Genomic DNA, 17,979 nt, shown 5'->3' with positions numbered 1-17,979 from the left:
AATTCTTAAGGTACTTATGTTTAGCTCGCTAAAATTCACCTCCAAAATCACCATCGCTGCGTCATTAGTGTTAGTTTTAGTGTTAGGTGTTTTCACTATAAATAACTATTTTTCAATGCGTCATCAAACTCAAGAGCAGTTGTCGCTGGTGCTAGAGCAAAACTCAGAATCGGTTTCTAAAAACATTGCAAGTTGGCTCAATAATAAATTGGCGATTGTGATCTCTATCGCAAAAACATATCAAGATAACGATACGAAGTCTTTAACGCTTTCGCAATTAAATACCGCTGAGCTTGCCGGGGATTTTAAAAATACCTACATAGGTAAATCATCGGGGACATTTATTTTAAATGATCAAAGTGTTGTGCTCCCCAGCGATTTTGATGCTACAAGTCGCCCTTGGTATAAATTAGTAGAAAATAAAACAACAACGGCTTTTACAACCCCTTATATTGATGTGACCACCAACGAACTGACAATTTCAGCCGTTGCGCCTATTAATAGTAATGGTCAATTTAAAGGGGTAGCGGGAGCAGATATTGATATGCAAACCATCGCTGAAATTATTGGCGATATTGATTTCTTGGGACTCGGTTATGGCTTCTTACTTGATAATAAAGGGCAAATATTAAGTCACCCTGATAGTAAATTAAATTCAAAAAAAGTCGCAGATTTGATTGGTAAAAATGCACCGTTAGCAAGAGAATTTACAGAGTATCAAGTAGCGGGTGAAACCTCGCTGGTATCCTTTACTAAGATTCGTGGTATTGAAAATGTTGATTGGTATCTGGGTGTAGTAGTCAATAAAGATAAAGCGTATTCAAGTGTCTCTTCGTTTGGTCAAAAGGCAATTGTCTTTTTAATTATTGGTATTTTAGTGATTGTTGCATCACTGGAGTTTTTACTGCGTTATTTAATGCGACCTATGTATCGTCTTAATGATGCTATTAGAGATATAGCACAAGGTGAAGGCGATTTAACTTGTCGACTCAGTGTTGAGAACGATGACGAGTTTGGTCAGTTAAGTAATTCATTTAATATTTTTATAGAAAAAATTCAAAATTCAATTGTTCAAGTTAAGTCTTCAACACAGTTGCTAGAAACCGCGGTTGCTAAACTGGTTACCCAAACAGATTCAACATTAACTATGTATGACGACCAAAGTGAACGTACCAACAGTGTGGCATCTGCAATTAACCAGTTTTCAGCCACTGCAACAGAAATTTCAACTAGTGCAAGTAATGCCTCAACACTTGCTAAAGATGCTGATCAATATTGCGCTAAAAATCAGCAAACACTAACGAATAACGTTTCGAGCATTCATCAACTTTCGCAAAATATAGAGCAAGCACAAGAAACAATTAATAGTTTAGATTCACATACTGCTAATATCGGTAATGTACTTGCGGTAATCAAAGGCGTGAGTGAACAAACTAACTTGCTTGCTTTAAATGCGGCAATAGAAGCGGCACGTGCAGGTGAAGCGGGAAGAGGGTTTGCCGTTGTTGCTGATGAAGTCAGGCAATTAGCACAACGTACTCAGCAATCAACGCAAGAAATTGAAAATACGGTAATTGAACTACAAAAAGGCTCAAGCTCTGCCGTTGAGCTGATGAAAACCAGTTTAGAAGAAAGTGAAAAAAGTGTTCAGCAAGCTGATGCAGTTGGCGATGTAATGAAACAAATAATTAGTGCGATAAAGCAAATAACCGACGCTAATCATAGTGTGGCTAATGCTACTGATGAGCAAAATCAAGTTGTTAAATCATTACATTCAGATATCCATGTTATTAGCGACCTATCGATTCAAGGTCAATCTAACCTTAACCTCACTTTAGAAGAGTGCACTAAGCTCAAACATCAATTCAGTGACTTAGAGCGCATGGTTAAAAAATTCAAAGTATGAGCAGTAAAACAAAAATAAATAAACCAAACTGGCTCAGTTTAATCAATATTGACAGTGTTTATAGCTTTGATAGACAACGCCAAGCGTTTTCGTTATTTACCATGATAACGATTGCCTTGGTGTTAATTACCTATTTAGTGATTACAAACCATCGCATTTATGAGCCCATATTAACTGCCGCTTTAGTGTCAGTTAATTTAACTATTGTAGGATGCATTGTTTATTTTATAAAAACTAAACAGCTTAATGCTATCGCATTAATTACCTTGATGATTGTATTTGTGATGTGCTTAGCTTTAGTATCCACCGGCGGTAAAGAAAACACCGCGTTATATTGGCTAATGTTTTATCCTGTAGCTGTATTTGCCATACTGGGTGTTAAACTTGGCGCATGGTTAAGTAGTGCCATGTTATTGAGCTGTATTGTTATGTTATATGGCCCCGATATGGGGCAGGTTATGTATGGTGAGGTAGAAAAGACCCGTTTTGTTGCTGCATTTTCATTAGTGCTGGTGTTTTCTTTTATCGGTGAGTATTTTCGTCATAGAAGCCACCTTGCCATTGCAGATATCACCTTAGAACAAAAACAACACGCCTATACAGATCAGCTTACAGGCGCACCCAACCGTCGTTTTATTACTTCACATTTTTTAAAGCTTGCTGCTTCACGGCCAGCGCATTATTTGCCGCTGTCTATTTTGCTCATTGATTTAGATAACTTTAAACAATTAAATGATACCTACGGCCATGATTTTGGCGATACCGTATTAATAGAGTTTACTAAATTATTAGAGTCGCAATTTTCTGCAACCGCCCTTAAAGCCCGTTATGGTGGCGAAGAGTTTGTGGTTATTTTACCGCAGATGACCACCATAGAAGCCAGTATTTTGGCTAATCGTTTTAGAGAATGCGTGCAACATCATGTAATATTAACTGATAAACAACAACGAGTATCGTTAACTTGTAGCATTGGCATTGCACAAGCTAATCATATTGATGACTACGACAGTGCATTAAAACAAGCCGATGAGTATTTATATCAGGCAAAATCACAAGGGCGCAATAAAGTCATATTTGCGCATGGCGAGTATGTCAGTCAATAAGCTTATTTATGTGCATGATCCTATGTGTAGCTGGTGCTGGGGATATAAGCCTACGTGGCAAAAACTTGAATCGGCTCTAGAAAATATTCTGTCTATAGAATATAGAATCGGAGGTTTAGCTGCTGATAGCGACCAGCCAATGAGTGCCGATATGCAGTTGCAACTACAAGGCATATGGCAAAACATTAGCAACCAATTAGGCACTGAGTTTAATTTTAATTTTTGGCGAGAATGCCAACCGCGCCGTTCTACTTATCCCTCCTGCAGAGCGGCTTTAATTGCTCGTAGCTTTAACAAAGAGCCACAGATGATTGACGCCATTCAACAAGCGTATTATTTACAGGCGCAAAATCCATCGGATGAGGCGGTTTTAATTAAACTAAGCGAACAAATTGGTTTAGATGCTAGTTTATTTTCTCAATACTTACATTCTAATGAACTTAAGCGTCGCTTTGATGATGAGCTCAATTATGTTCGCAGTTTACCTATTCAAGGTTTTCCGTCGTTAGTATTAATAAAAAACAATAGCGCATACCCCATTGCTATTAACTACACAGATTGGCGGCAAACGCTAAGTGAAATACAATCTTACTTATAAAGTTTACACTTCAAACATTACCCCTGCACTTTAAATTCGGTCAATAAGGCTAATTTATTACCGCTGTCATAAAAGCGACTTTTTTACGCAACACGCTTGTCATTTTTAATCTATACAATTTCGCTCATTGAAACTATCTCGCTTTAAATTGTTTTTATAAACAGGCTAAAGCGATTAGTAAATCCGATAATTAACGAGCAAAGGTGTATACGATGAAAGGCGTTAAACCATTATTTTTAGCTGGTATTGTAGCCGCAAGTGCAGCAGTCCACGCCAATGATTTAAACACGGTAATTGATAAAAGCAGCGAAATTAATAATTTAGCTGCGCAATCACAAACAAAAATAGACAAGATTGCAGATTCAATGCAAGGGCGTTTGCAGCAATTCAAAACTCTAAATAAAGAAATAGATGGTTTAGCCGTTTATAACGCACAGCTTACAAAACAGTTAAATAATCAAATAGAAGAGATGGAATCGCTTAATTTATCGATGGATCAAGTATCGATTATTGAGCGCCAAATAACCCCTTTAATGCTTCGTATGATCACTGGGCTTGAACAGTTTGTTGCCTTAGACGTGCCGTTTTTAAAGCAAGAGCGAAAGCAGCGTCTTGAATCATTAAATGCAATGATGGAACGCGCTGATATTACATCAAGTGAAAAATTCCGTCGTGTCTTAGAAGCTTATCAAGTTGAAGTTGATTACGGACGCACTATTGAAGCGTATACCGCATTGCTTGATGTGGACAATAAAGAACGTGAAGTCGACTTTCTGCGCATTGGCCGTTTAGAACTCATTTACCTTACCCGCGATGGCAAACAAGCAGGTAGTTGGGATCAAAAAACACAGTCGTTTGTTGCACTGCCTGATTCAACCATTAGCCAAATTAATAAAGGGCTTCGCATTGCTCGCAAACAACTAGCCCCCGATATGTTAACACTGCCAATTCATGCTGCAGAATAAGAGGTTTACCATGAAATTATTAACAAAAATGACAAAAATGGCCGTGTTTGCAGCCAGCTTAGGTTTTTCAGGTGCGATGTGTGCCGCTGAACCAATGAACTTAGATGCCTTATTAAAAACGTTAGAGCAGGGTAAATCAGCGCAATCAGAACAAAATAAACAACGCGAACAAGAATTTGCAGCACGTCAAAATGAACAAGTGCAAATGCTTAAAAACACCCAAGCAAAACGAAACCAAATGCTTAGCGAGTCAGAGCGTTTAGAAACGCAGTTTGAAGAAAACGAAATTAAATTGGCTAACCTGACCGATACTTTATCAAAGCGTATGGGTTCATTAAAAGAGCTATTTGGTGTGCTACAACAAGTTGCTGGAGATTCTAGTAATAAGTTTGCAACCTCGGTGGTATCGGCTCAGTTACCTGGGCGTAGTACTTTTATGGACGAATTGGCGCAAAAAATGGGTTCTACCTCAAAGCTTGCGTCTATTGAAGATATCGAAAAGGTTTGGTTTGAGCTACAACGCGAAATGACCGAACAAGGAAAAGTAAGCCGCTTCAATACTGATGTAATTGTTGACGGTGGCAATAAAGTACAAAAAGAAGTGGTACGTGTGGGTGCATTTAACCTTATTAGTGACGGTCAGTACCTAGAGTATACGCCTTCTACCAATACTATTAGCCAGCTTACTCGCCAACCAAGTAGCCGCTTTACTGCGACTGCGGCTGATTTGCAGCAAGCAAACACCGGTGTGGTGCCGTTTGCGCTTGACCCAACGGGTGGTTCAATTTTAGGTTTGTTAGTACAAGCCCCTGATACCAGCGAGCAAGTTCATCAAGGTGGTGCAGTTGGTTACGTTATTTTAGGCGTTGGCTTATTAGCGTTATTAATTGCGTTAGAGCGTTTTGTATCGCTCCTGCTGATGGGTGGAAAAATCCGTCGTCAATTAAAAGACGATACAGCCCGTGATGATAACCCGCTAGGGCGCGTCATGAAAGTGAAAGACCAATATCCTAATGTGGCGTACGACACGCTTGAACTTAAGTTAAGCGAAGCCATTTTACGCGAAATGCCAAAAATCACCCGTAATTTAACGCTTATTAAAATTATCTCTGTGGTAGCGCCATTGCTGGGCTTACTCGGTACGGTAACTGGGATGATCAATACCTTCCAAGCAATTACTTTATTCGGCACTGGCGACCCTAAACTAATGGCAGGCGGTATTTCGCAAGCCCTGGTTACTACGGTATTAGGCCTTGTTGTTGCCATTCCAACGGTGTTTTTATACACCTTATTGAATACTCGCTCAAAAGGCTTACTGCTTATTTTACAAGAACAAAGTGCAGGTATTATTGCCGAGCGAAGCGAGAAAGGAGCTTAAACCATGGTGCTATTGATTGATTCAATCAATGCTATCCGTGATTTTCTCGACACGGGTGGCCAAGTTCTCTTGGTCATTGCCGTGTTAATTTTCGCGATGTGGTTATTGATACTCGAGCGATTTATGTACTTTTTTAATGGCTATCGACACTACAAAAAAGACGTTAAAAATACGTGGAAAACTCGTAGTGAACGCAACAGCTGGAATGCAGAGCAAATACGCCAGGCCATGGTGTCACGCGCCAGTATGCGATTAAACGCAAACTTACCACTGATTAATGTGATGGTGGCGCTGTGTCCACTATTAGGTTTACTCGGCACAGTTACAGGGATGATAGAAGTCTTCGATGTAATGGCTATTACAGGTACAGGCAGCGCACGCTCTATGGCGTCGGGTGTGTCAAAAGCAACCATACCCACTATGGCAGGTATGGTCGGTGCGTTATCTGGGGTGTTTGCCTCAACCTATTTACAGCGTAAAGCAAAGCGTGAAGTTGAATTGTTGCAAGACACTATGGTGTTGGACCACTAAATAATTATTGAAAAGCGGTGAACATAATCACCGCTTATTCTAGGAGAAGTAAAATGAGAGCCCCATTAGGTAATTTATTCCAAGAAGATGAAGCAGAAGAAATAAACATGACTCCTATGCTGGATGTTGTATTTATTATGCTTATTTTCTTTATTGTTACAGCCTCGTTTGTAAAAGAAGCCGGTATTGATGTAAACCGCCCTGAAGCGGCAACGGCTGTAAAAAAAGAACGCGCTAACATATTAGTGGCTATTTCAGATCAAGGCGAAATTTGGATCAATAAACGTCAAATTGATGTACGTGCTGTACAAGCCAACATTGAACGCTTAAAAGCTGAAAATCCACAAGGCAGTGTGGTTATTCAGGCCGATAAAAAAGCCACTACAGAAACCTTGATAAAAGTGATGGATGCCTCGCGTGCAGCGGGTGTATTTGATGTTTCAATAGCGGCTCAAGAAGGGTAACGAGTGATGCGTTATGTACTTGCGTTAATTATAGCGGGTGTGGTGACCTTTATGCTGTTTTTAGGTATGCAGGCATTGATCACCGGCGGAGAAGGCGCCATGACGGAGCCTGCAAAAGGGAATGTATTAGATTTTGTCCGTTTGAAAAAAGAAGAAACGGTACAAAAAAAGGAGCGTAAACCACAAAAGCCACCAACACCTAAAGAGCCACCACCGCCAATGGAATCGCCACAAATGCAAAGTAGCGATAACAACGCTGCTAGCAACAACTTTGATTTTGCTGCAAATGTCGATGCTGATGTAAATCTAGCGGGTGGATTAGCATTAGAAACCAGTGATGGTGAGTATTTACCGATAGTAAAAGTGGCACCGGTATACCCAAGGCGTGCTTTGTCGCGTGGTATTGAAGGGTATGTCATTGTTGAGTTTACAGTGACCAAGCAAGGCACAGTGAAAGAGCCACAAGTTATTAAAGCCGAGCCAGAGTCATTGTTTGACAGAGCAGCGATGGATGCGGCCCTTAAGTTTAAATATAAACCGCGCGTTGTTAATGGCGAAGCTGTTGAAGTAGCCGGTGTGCAAAATAAAATTTCTTTCCAAATTAATGGTTAATTCTATTAAGTAAGTAAAGAGTGAACGTGAGGCAATTATGAAATTAAAACTAACAACCAAGCTATTAAAGCTTAGCATGTTGTGCACTGTTGCAATCAGTGCCAGCGTTGTTACACCAAGTGCATTGAGTGTACTTCCGGGTGTAAATTTGGCGACAGTACAGGCTGTTGAAAAGCAGAAAACAACACGAGTTCCCGCACTGCGTGAAAAGGTATACAGCCAATTAGCTCGCGCCCAAAAACTTGCGGATGATGGCGACAGTAAAGCAGGTTTAGACGCGCTTGACAGCATACAAGCGCGCTCATCAAGTATGAACTCTTATGAAATTGCGATGATGCATAACTTTTATGGGTTTATTTATTACAATGAAAACGACCTTGTAAAAGCGATTGCCTCATTTGAAAAAGTGATTGCAGAAGATGGCATTCCAGAAACATTGCGTTTGAGCACGACATTCAGTTTAGCGCAGCTTGCAATGGCTAACAGCGACTATGAAAAGGTTATCGCATTTTTAGATAAATGGGATGCCATTAATACAAAGCCAAAAACTGATGCATATTATTTATTAAGAGCGCAAACCTACTATCAATTAAAAGACTATGAGCAAGGCCTGAGTTACATTACCCAAGCCATTAACTTAAGTGATAGCGAAGGCAAAGTACCAAAAGAAAACTGGCTGGTACTGCAACGTGCTATGTATTACTCACTTAACCAAACGGATAAAGTAGTCAGCGTACTTGAGCGTATGGTAAAGCTATACAACAAACCTGAGTATTGGGTGCAATTAGCCGGTATGTACGGTGAAACTGGGCAAGAAAAACAGCAGCTTAGTGTTTTAGAAGCGGCTTACCAGCAAGGATTTTTAACCTCTAAATCTGACCTAAGACAGCTTGCACAGGTATATTTATATAATCAGCTTGCTTACAAAGCCGCCAGTGTAATGAGTAAGGCAATAGAGCAGGGCATTGCTGAACCAACAGCTAAAAATTATGCCTTTGTAGCCGAGGCCATGGTACAAGCTAAAGAAGATGCTAAGTCGATTAGTTACTTTACCAAAGCTGCAGAGCGTTCAGAGCATGGTAAATACGACCAGCGCTTGGCTGAAGTGTATGTAAACACAGAGCAGTATGACGAAGCAGCTGATGCAGCACGAATGGCACTGGATAAAGGCGGCCTTGATTTTGAATCAAATGCGTTTGTTGCTTTAGGAATGGCACAATACAATTTACAAAATTTTGATGCATCTATCCTTGCGTTTGAACAAGCCGAAAAGCACAAAAAATCGCAACGTTTAGCCCAGCAATGGATCAAATATGTAAAACGCGAAAAAGTGCATGCGCAAACATTAAAAACAGCACTGCTTTAATTTTTATAGTGCGATTATTAGTTCTTAATTGACGCACTAAAAACCATTTCATAATTGCACTACTCAAACCACACTAACATTTAGTTTGTGTGGTTTTTTTGCGCGCGCTTTTAAAGCAACCAATTGATTTTTAATTAATTAACATTGTCATTTTATGTTTATTAAAGTGTAACTTCATTGTCATATCACTCCCGTATTGTACTTCGTATTCGATAACTCAAGTGACCTTAATGCATGAGTATCGTGCCTTAAAGTGACTTAAGTTATTACTTAATGCGCTAACACAATAATTAAATACTTTTACGGAGTGAACAATGAAATTATCTGGCTTATTCAAAATCAGCTTAGTGGCTACAGCAATAACACTGGCTGGTTGTGGTGGTGGAGATATTAACGTTACACCTACGACAGTTGATAACAGTGTAGACAATTCAGTGACTAACCCAGGTGGTGATAATGGTGGCGATACATTAAGTTGCGCCACATACACATTAGATGGAGCTACATTTACAGGTGAAGCAGAAGGCGTAAACTGTTTATACAGCCAAGCATTTGCAAGTAATGCAAAAGAAATTACTAGCTCTTTTGTTATCCCTGCGCTAGACGATGGCGGTGCCCATGTATTTGAAGGTGCTTTATTTATAGGTGACGATGTAGACACATCTACAGGCGCTACTATTGATGTTAATGGCCCAACATTGTCTATTGAAGCAGGCGCTACCATTGCGTTTACCAAGCCAGAGAGTTTTATTCGTATTGCTCGCGGTGCAAATATTGAAGCAATTGGTGAAGTAGATAAGCCAATTATTTTCACAAGTATTAAAGAAGTTGATGGTGATGATTCAACAACCGCTCAAATTGGTGATTGGGGTGGTGTTCAGGTAAATGGACGTGGCCATTCTATTCGTTGTACAGCGACTGCTGCGGCACAAGACATGTGTAATCACTCAGCTGAAGGTATTGTATCTTATTACGGTGGTAATGACCCGCAAGATAGTAGCGGTATATTAAAGCATATTGTTATTAAGTATGCAGGATTTGGCGTTGAAGGTGATGAGCTAAATGGTTTAACACTAAATGCTGTTGGCTCAGGCACAACCATTGATTATGTTCATGTACATAATGGTTTTGATGATGGTATAGAACTCTTTGGTGGTAGCGTTAATCTTAAACATATTGTTGTTACTGATACTGGTGATGACGGTATTGACTGGGATGAGGGTTGGAAAGGTTACGGACAGTACATTCTTGTACGTTCAAATGAATATGGAAATCATGGATTTGAAACAGATGGCGCAAAAGTAGATCCATTATCTGCAGACGCACAAGATTTAGTAACGACTGTTTCTAACCCAACTATTGCTAATGCAACCGTTGTTACTACTGGTGATCAAGGTGCTGAAGGGCGTCGTACTGGTGCCGGTATGGAAATGAAAGAATGGGGTAAAGCGCAATTAGCTAATATGTTGTTTGTAAACTCATCATCTGTAGATGGTGCTGGCTGTTTTGATTTATATAATGAAAAAGATAAATCAGGGGATGCCGGTGTGCATGCCAATGCAAACAACGGTGATATCGCATTTGTGAGTTCAATATTTGCGTGTGGTAAGAATTTTGAAGACGTAAACACTCCTTTAACAGGTGCGTTAGCAAGCTTTGATATCAATACCTGGTTTACTGGTGGCGAAAATAATCAGCTGATTGGTTTTGCTGATTTTGCAAATGTGCTTGGTGCTGATGGTGTTTCAACTGCAGCAACTATTACAGATTCACAAGGTACTGCGGTAGCTACAACGGCGAAAGACATGAGTGAAGTTGACTCTTTCTTTACTAACGCAGGTTATATTGGTGCACTTAAAGAAGGTGAATCAAGTGAATGGGCTGATTTTGTAGCCGCATCTTTACAACGCGCTAGTAATTAATCTAGACCGGCTCTAATTATAAGGCGCTATGGCGCCTTTTTTAAGGGAATTTTAGGTTTAGAGGATATAAATATGAAACATCAAAAGCAGTTTAAAACTAATCTAATAACGTTATCTCTGCTCTCCCTTTTTTCTTCATTTAATTCTTTCGCTGAACAGGCACAAGAAATAATCAATGAAGAAGCGATAGAAGAAGTTGTTGCAACAGGTACACGCCTTAAAGGCAGTGCTAGTGCCGTAATTGATGAACGTAAAAATCAGGCATTTGTTGCTGATATAATGGGTTCAGAGCAAATATCTAGAACGGGTGATAGCGATGCCGCTTCAGCACTTCGCCGTGTTACAGGCTTATCTTTAGTTAACGATAAGTTTATTTATGTACGCGGTTTAGGTGAGCGTTACTCAAGCGTGCGTTTAAATGGTGCAGTTGTTCCAAGCCCAGATCTGACCAGAAATGTAATACCACTTGATATTTTCCCATCAAGTATTATTGAGTCTTTAGCTGTTCAAAAAGCCTATTCACCTAATATGCCTGCGGCTTTTGGTGGTGGTGACGTTAATATCAGGACGAAAAGCATTCCAAGTGATACTTTATTTAAAGTTGAGATTGGTGCTAGCTATAAAGATACAAACGATGAAGGCTATACATACAATGGCGGCAGTGATGATTGGTTAGGTAAAGACGATGGTACACGCGCCTTACCAGGAGCCGTTAAAACGGCGCTAAATACCTATATCAATGGCTTGTCTGATATCTCATACAGAAATATAAGAGATGTGGAGTCAAGACGTCAGGGGGCTGATATTGGTCAAGCAGCTGCAATAGACTTAAATAAAAGTTTATCAAAAGCACTACCAAGAGATTTTGGCTTAGAAAAAGAAAGCTTAAACCCTGATGCAGGCATTAAGGCTGTTTATGGCGACCGATTTGATAACTTATTTGGCCTAGACGGATCTTTTGGTTTCTTAGCATCAGTTGCTTATGAAAATGAATGGTCTAATGCAGAGAAGTTTAGCGCAGTACTTTCTTCTGTTGACGCATCTGAATCTGAATGTTCAAAAGATGACTTTACTTGTTACTCTGCCACAGAGAAAGAAGTATCAACAAAGCATAATATAAAATTAAATAGCTCTCTAAATTTAGGTTATAAAATTGGCGGCCATGATTTAACAGCCACCTATATGATGCTACGAGATACTGAAGATGAAGCTTCTGTTGCGCTTTATCAAGAGCCTTCAAAGTCATTAAGCATTGATGCTGGGCAATTACAGCGAAGCCACCTAACCTCTTTTGAGGAACGTGAACTTGAAATACTTCAACTTCGTGGAATGCACAATTTAGAGTGGAGTTTTCTTGAAGGTGTTGGTGTAGATTGGCAATACACTGATTCAACAGCGACGACGAGTATACCTGGCGAGCTTGAAGTAACGGTGCGTGATGAGTACGCCGATGGCGAATATCAACGTACTTTTTATAATGGCAGTTTAGGTGGCAATCCTTATTTGTATCGATTTGTTGAGCTAGAAGACGATGTAGAAAACTGGGGCGTTAATGTTAACAAAGTTTTTTACTTTGATAACGCCGAAGTTGAAATCGCGGGCGGCGGCTATTTTGTTGAAAAAACGCGTGATTACCGCACAGACTTTTTTAACTATCGCTTCAGCCAAACACAGTCTTTAGATTTAGCACAAAGTGAAGAAGAAGCACTGTCAATTGGTAGTTTCTTTGCTAATGATGCTGTGATCGATTCAACGGATGTAGAGTTATTGTTTCAAGAACCTACAGCCGATGATTACCTAGCAGCGCAAATGATTGATGCTTATTACGGCTCTTTTGATATCACTTTTGCTCAAGATTGGCGTTTAAGTGGTGGTGTGCGTTACGAGGACTTCCGCCAAGTTGCTCTCGCTTTTTCTCGCTCAGCATTCGATCCTGCTTTATTGGCAGATAAATTAAGTGCAGATGCGATAAAACAAGCAAGTGTGATGGAAGATGAGTATTTTACTTCATTATCTATGACATACAGTCAGCAGTCGTACCAAGTTCGTTTTGGTTATGGCAGCACGGTTGTTCGTCCTGACTTGCGTGAGCTAAGCCCTGTTCAATTCCAAGATCCGTTGACTGGTTATCGAACGCTTGGTAATCCATTCTTAGAATCTAGTTACCTAGATAACTTTGATGCACGTATCGAATTTTATATGGACAATGGTGATAACTACTCAGTTGGCGCATTCTATAAAGATATAGATAACCCAATCGAAGCATTATTAACCGAAAGTGACGGTCGTTTTACTCTGCAGTTTGATAATGCAGATACAGCTTATGTTTACGGTATAGAAGCTGAATGGTTAACTGAGTTGCATAGTGATTTATTAGGAGGTGCTTTTTTTACTTCTGGTAATTTAACGGTTAGTGATTCAGAAGTTGAAATTGCAGAAGAACAGCGCGCCGACCTTACAAATCTAAAGCGACGTATGACTGGCCACTCAAAGTATGTTGCCAACCTACAATTGAATTACGATTCGCATGATGGCATGCATCAAGCTTCAGTTATTTATAACGTATTTGGTGACCGTATTTTAGCTGCGGGTGTTAACAACTTTGATGACGCTTACGAACAACCTTTAAACTCGTTAGACATGGTTTATAGTTACTACCCAACGTTTAATACCACATTAACACTTAAAGTGAAAAATATGTTGGGACAAAACTTTGAAGTAGAACAAAATGATGTGTTAATTCGTTCTCAAGAAACGCCTAGAGAACTGAGCGTCAGCTTTAGCTACGAGTTTTAAGTAAAAGCCCAAGGATAGGATTTATAACAACGCCTAACTACTTATTAGCCCTGTATTTTGTACAGGGCTTTTTTATGTGTATGAAAAATATTTAAGTTACAGTTTATTGACTAGTTTTAGTGTGCTGGTGGTGTTAGCTTAAGGCTGTAAAAATTAAATCTCACGCAATGAATTTTTAATTTTTAATGTATAGGCTCCTTTTATGAATCAAACAGTGGAACAAACAATGAAAAAAGTAGGATTAGTCGGATGGCGCGGCATGGTAGGCTCAGTATTACTAGAGCGAATGAAACAACAACATGATTTTGCACATATCGACACCACCTTTTTCACCACCTCACAAGCAGGTCAGCTTGGCCCTGAGTTAGCAGGTCCAGCTAAACCGCTTTTAGATGCTAGTGATATTTCTGAACTTGCAAAAATGGACATTATTGTTACCTGTCAGGGTGGCGATTATACCAATGCGGTGTACCCCAAATTACGTGAATCGGGTTGGGATGGCTATTGGATAGATGCGGCCTCTGCGCTGCGTATGAGCGACGACAGTATTATCGTACTTGACCCTGTTAACAAAGATGTCATTGAACAAGGGCTTGAGCAAGGCGTTAAAACCTTTGTAGGTGGTAACTGCACTGTTTCACTTATGCTACTAGCACTGGGCGGTTTATTTGAGCACGACCTAATTGAATGGGTAAGCCCAATGACTTACCAAGCAGCATCGGGCGCCGGTGCGCGAAATATGAAAGAGCTTATTGCCCAAATGGGCGCTATTCATGCAAGTGTCGCACAGCAATTAGATAATCCTAGTTCAGCTATTTTAGAAATTGATAAAATAGTCAGCGAAAAAATGGCATCGAGTGATTTGCCACAAGACCAATTTGGTGTGCCACTGGCGGGTAGCTTAATCCCATGGATTGATGTGCCTATGCCAAGCGGTCAATCAAAAGAAGAGTGGAAAGCGCAAGTAGAAGCCAACAAAATTTTAGGCTCATCTAAACAGCCTGTGCCTATAGATGGTTTATGTGTACGTATTGGTGCAATGCGCTGTCATAGCCAAGCGATGACCATTAAACTACGTGAAGACATTAGCGTTGAGAAAATAGAAGAAATCTTAGCCTCGCACAATGAGTGGGTTAAAGTTATTCCTAATCAGCGCGACATTACCAGTACCGACTTAACTCCAGTTAAAGTAACCGGTACGCTGAGTATTCCTGTTGGCCGTATTCGTAAACTCGCTATGGGGCCAAAATACATTAGCGCCTTTACCGTGGGCGATCAGCTTTTATGGGGTGCAGCGGAGCCACTTCGCCGGATGTTACGAATTATTGTAGACGGTGAGTAAGTTTCTAGTTCATCAAGTTAAAGGGTTAGCAAATTGCTAACCTTTTTTATTGCCTCTTCGAAACATTCTCATATTATTTCTTGCTCAACCCCTTTAGCCACACTATATTCTTAAGAGTGTTTTTAGAGGTTAACTTCATGAATATATCAAAAAAATTAAAGCTCTCCTTTGCATCTGCAATTGCCTTGCCGTTATTAATTATAGCTGCTTTAGTTATTTCCCAAACCAGAGAGCAAGCACTTGATAATTTTTCTCAGTTAAGTGAACGTGAAGCCCGCCAAGTTGATAATGCAATTACTATGTTTTTTTCTGAAATTGCTAAAAACGTGGACTACTTAGCCTCCCACCAAACGATTAAAAATGCCCGTGAAAACATAAAAACGCATATGAATGTTGGCACTAAGGTAATGCTTGATCACCCTAACCAAAGTCCGACGGAGCAAGCTGCTTACAGTTTATTTAATCATTTTGGTGAGACTCACCCTGGGCTTGCTTATATTTACATGGGGAATGAACAAGGTGGTTATATTCAATGGCCAATGGGAAACGTAAACGCCAATTATGATCCTCGTCAGCGCCCATGGTACAAAACAGCCAAACAAGCGAACGGTAAAACAACCCGTACTAATGCGTATTACTGGGCTGCTGATGATTTAGTGATTGTGTCCACGGTTAAAGCTATTATTGATAACGGTGAATTAATTGGTGCTCAAGGGATGGATGTTTCATTGGGCGGGCTTACCGATATTATTGCCGATATTAAATTAGGCGAAACAGGTTACTTAATGTTGATTGAAGACAGCGGCAGTGTGCTGGTGGATGTGAAACACCCAGATTACCGATTCAAAAACCTAGCAGATATTGAGGGGGCTAAATACGCCGATTTAGCTAAAAATAGCAAAGGCCTGTTTGATGTAGATATTGATGGAAAACAGTATATGGCCAATATTTATACGTCTCCCATTTTAGGTTGGAAGTTTATTGGGGTGGTAGAGAAGTCTGAGGTAATGAGTGCGGCCAATGCGATGGCGTACACCATTTTAATTATTAGCGCGATATTAATTGCCGTATTTGTTGCGATAGCGAGTTATATTTCTAAACTTATTTCTGCTCCAATTGTTGAGGTGAGCGATGGTTTAACTGAAATATCGCAAGGCGGCGGTGATTTAACCCAGCGCTTAACAATAAAAACAAAAGATGAAACCGCTAAATTAGCCACCAGCTTTAACTTATTTTTAAATTTGATCAGTGAGCTGGTGAAACAAATTAATGAATGCGCACAAAATGTTAGTAAAACCTCATCGCAAACATCATCACAAGCAGCTCAACTAACAAGCTCTACTAGCCAACAACAACAAGCTTTAGAAATGGCGGCAACGGCTATTAATGAAATGGCTGCCACTGCTAATGAAGTGTCGAGTAGTTGTGCGAATGCGGCCGATTTAGCGGTTCAAACACAACAAGCATCAGATTTAGGGCAATCGGTTATTACACAAACCGTAGAAAGTGTGGTGCAGCTCTGTGATGTAATAAATAATGCCTCAGCAGACATTACTCAACTCGATACTGAAAGTGAAAATATTATGTCGATTTTGAGCGTTATTCGTGGCATTTCAGAGCAAACTAATTTACTAGCATTGAATGCTGCAATTGAAGCTGCGCGAGCTGGTGAGCATGGGCGTGGTTTTGCAGTGGTTGCTGATGAAGTTCGTGCGTTATCGCAGCGTACTGCAGAGTCGACCGAAGAAGTAGCATCGCAGCTTGATAAGTTACGCACGATGTCTTCTAAAGTCTCTAAAGACATGGAACGCAGCATAGAAACCACCAATAAAACTGTAGAACTTGCGCATTCTGCGCAACAACAGTTTAGTGAGATCACGGCATCTATTGTTAATATTAGTGATTTAAATACGCAAATAGCCACCGCTGCTGAAGAGCAGCAACACGTCGCTGAAGACATCAATCGAAATGTGACAGAAATTAAAAACTCGGCTGATGAGGTGAGTGATATTGCTGTTAGCACCAGTGAGAATGGCAATGAAATGAGTCGTCTTTCATCGATATTAACTGATTTAGTAGGTAAGTTTAAAGTATAAACAATAGGGCAAGTGCATACTTGCCCTATTCAATCTGCTACTTATTTTTGAGTAATTGTGTTAACTCTGCCAGTTGTGCTTTCAATTCGTTTACTTGGCCTTGGGTTGCGGGCAGTGAGTCTGTATCGGCTTGCTCTTCTCGGGCATTGCGATGCTCCTCACTCATTACTTCTAAAATAGCCCCCACCATCATATTTAAGAATACAAATGCAGTTAAAAAGATAAAGGTTAAGTAAAAAATCCAACTTAATTTGTATACCGCCATGGTTTCGTACATCACGTCGGTCCAATCTTCGAAGGTGGCGATTCTAAACAAGGTAAGCATAGAAATAGAGACATCGCCCCACAGTACTGGGTTTATTTCAGCAAACAACATGCTACCTGTGGCAGCATAAATATAAAAAATCACAAACATTAGCAGCGCGATATAGCCCATTTGCGGGATGGCTTTTATTAGTGAGTTCACTAATAAGCGCAGCTCTGGGATCATAGACACTAAACGTAGTACGCGGAAAATGCGTAGTAGTCGAGCAATAAAAATAGTTGAGCCTGCCGCAGGGTATAAACTACCTATCACTATAATGAAGTCAAATATGTTCCAGCCTTTGGAGAAAAAATCTTTGATCCCTTTACTGGCAATATAACGAATAACCAATTCGATCAAGAAAAACACTGTGATGCCTATATCCATCCAATGTAGAAATAGCTCAGCAGTAGGGTGTAATGAATAGGTATGTGCACCCACGGTCAGTGCAGAAACCACAATAACTGCAATAACAAATGATTGAAATAATTTACTTTTATCGATACGCTGGAACAGCTCTTGTAACTGCGACAACATCATAACGTGCCCTTAACGGTTATAAATATAAAACCAGTGCAATATACAGCAAAAGTAAC

At 40.0% G+C, this 17,979-nt stretch carries 14 protein-coding genes; 13 read left to right on the top strand and 1 reads right to left on the bottom strand.

Annotated elements, in window-relative coordinates:
• Positions 1 to 16 precede the first annotated feature (16 nt).
• From CWB77_RS12370 to CWB77_RS12310, 13 genes are all read left to right on the top strand, one after another.
• Positions 17 to 1,906, top strand: coding sequence for a methyl-accepting chemotaxis protein (locus tag CWB77_RS12370; RefSeq protein ID WP_054201584.1), 1,890 nt, complete (start codon positions 17 to 19; stop codon positions 1,904 to 1,906).
• Positions 1,903 to 3,009, top strand: a complete 1,107-nt coding sequence (locus CWB77_RS12365; RefSeq protein ID WP_138622969.1) for a GGDEF domain-containing protein — start codon at positions 1,903 to 1,905, stop codon at positions 3,007 to 3,009. Before CWB77_RS12370 ends, CWB77_RS12365 begins: the two co-directional genes overlap by 4 nt.
• Positions 2,996 to 3,607 carry a DsbA family protein gene (locus CWB77_RS12360; RefSeq protein WP_138622967.1) on the top strand — a complete coding sequence of 204 codons (612 nt, stop codon included), beginning with the start codon at positions 2,996 to 2,998 and terminating at the stop codon, positions 3,605 to 3,607. The genes CWB77_RS12365 and CWB77_RS12360 overlap by 14 nt, the downstream gene beginning before the upstream one ends.
• Before the next feature lie 212 nt (positions 3,608 to 3,819).
• Positions 3,820 to 4,572: a DUF3450 domain-containing protein gene (locus CWB77_RS12355; RefSeq protein WP_138622965.1), complete on the top strand. Its 753-nt coding sequence runs from the start codon at positions 3,820 to 3,822 to the stop codon at positions 4,570 to 4,572.
• A 10-nt stretch (positions 4,573 to 4,582) separates the two neighbouring features.
• The gene (locus CWB77_RS12350; RefSeq protein WP_138570563.1) at positions 4,583 to 5,950 is read left to right on the top strand and encodes a MotA/TolQ/ExbB proton channel family protein; all 1,368 of its coding nucleotides are present in this window, start codon (positions 4,583 to 4,585) and stop codon (positions 5,948 to 5,950) included.
• Between the two features lie 3 nt (positions 5,951 to 5,953).
• Positions 5,954 to 6,481: a MotA/TolQ/ExbB proton channel family protein gene (locus CWB77_RS12345; protein ID WP_008111501.1), complete on the top strand. Its 528-nt coding sequence runs from the start codon at positions 5,954 to 5,956 to the stop codon at positions 6,479 to 6,481.
• A gap of 53 nt (positions 6,482 to 6,534) precedes the next feature.
• Entirely contained in the window at positions 6,535 to 6,945 is a 411-nt protein-coding gene (locus CWB77_RS12340) for an ExbD/TolR family protein (protein WP_008111500.1), read from the top strand.
• Between the two features lie 6 nt (positions 6,946 to 6,951).
• A complete protein-coding gene (locus CWB77_RS12335; protein WP_008111498.1) occupies positions 6,952 to 7,557 on the top strand; it encodes an energy transducer TonB in 606 nt (201 codons plus the stop codon).
• A 37-nt stretch (positions 7,558 to 7,594) separates the two neighbouring features.
• Complete coding sequence (locus CWB77_RS12330; protein WP_138622964.1) at positions 7,595 to 8,923, top strand: tetratricopeptide repeat protein; 1,329 nt, start codon at positions 7,595 to 7,597, stop codon at positions 8,921 to 8,923.
• A 314-nt stretch (positions 8,924 to 9,237) separates the two neighbouring features.
• Positions 9,238 to 10,845 carry a beta-helix domain-containing protein gene (locus CWB77_RS12325; protein ID WP_109874982.1) on the top strand — a complete coding sequence of 536 codons (1,608 nt, stop codon included), beginning with the start codon at positions 9,238 to 9,240 and terminating at the stop codon, positions 10,843 to 10,845.
• Positions 10,846 to 10,917: 72 nt separating this feature from the next.
• Positions 10,918 to 13,641, top strand: a complete 2,724-nt coding sequence (locus CWB77_RS12320) for a TonB-dependent receptor domain-containing protein (protein WP_109874983.1) — start codon at positions 10,918 to 10,920, stop codon at positions 13,639 to 13,641.
• Positions 13,642 to 13,843: 202 nt separating this feature from the next.
• On the top strand, positions 13,844 to 14,983 hold the full coding sequence (gene asd, locus CWB77_RS12315) for an aspartate-semialdehyde dehydrogenase (RefSeq protein ID WP_075170165.1): 1,140 nt from the start codon (positions 13,844 to 13,846) through the stop codon (positions 14,981 to 14,983).
• A 137-nt stretch (positions 14,984 to 15,120) separates the two neighbouring features.
• Positions 15,121 to 17,079 carry a methyl-accepting chemotaxis protein gene (locus CWB77_RS12310; protein ID WP_138622962.1) on the top strand — a complete coding sequence of 653 codons (1,959 nt, stop codon included), beginning with the start codon at positions 15,121 to 15,123 and terminating at the stop codon, positions 17,077 to 17,079.
• 37 nt (positions 17,080 to 17,116) lie between these two features.
• Here the strand turns inward: CWB77_RS12310 and CWB77_RS12305 are convergent, their stop codons facing one another.
• Positions 17,117 to 17,920 (bottom strand): ion transporter, encoded by an 804-nt coding sequence (locus tag CWB77_RS12305; protein ID WP_171043270.1) that lies wholly within the window; start codon positions 17,918 to 17,920, stop codon positions 17,117 to 17,119.
• Between the last annotated feature and the right edge of the window lie 59 nt (positions 17,921 to 17,979).

It is taken from the genome of Pseudoalteromonas sp. S1610, assembly GCF_005887465.1.
GTDB lineage: Bacteria > Pseudomonadota > Gammaproteobacteria > Enterobacterales > Alteromonadaceae > Pseudoalteromonas > Pseudoalteromonas undina.
The sequence above is the reverse complement of the archived record's forward strand: the minus strand, read 5'-3'. Positions and strand labels throughout refer to the sequence as shown.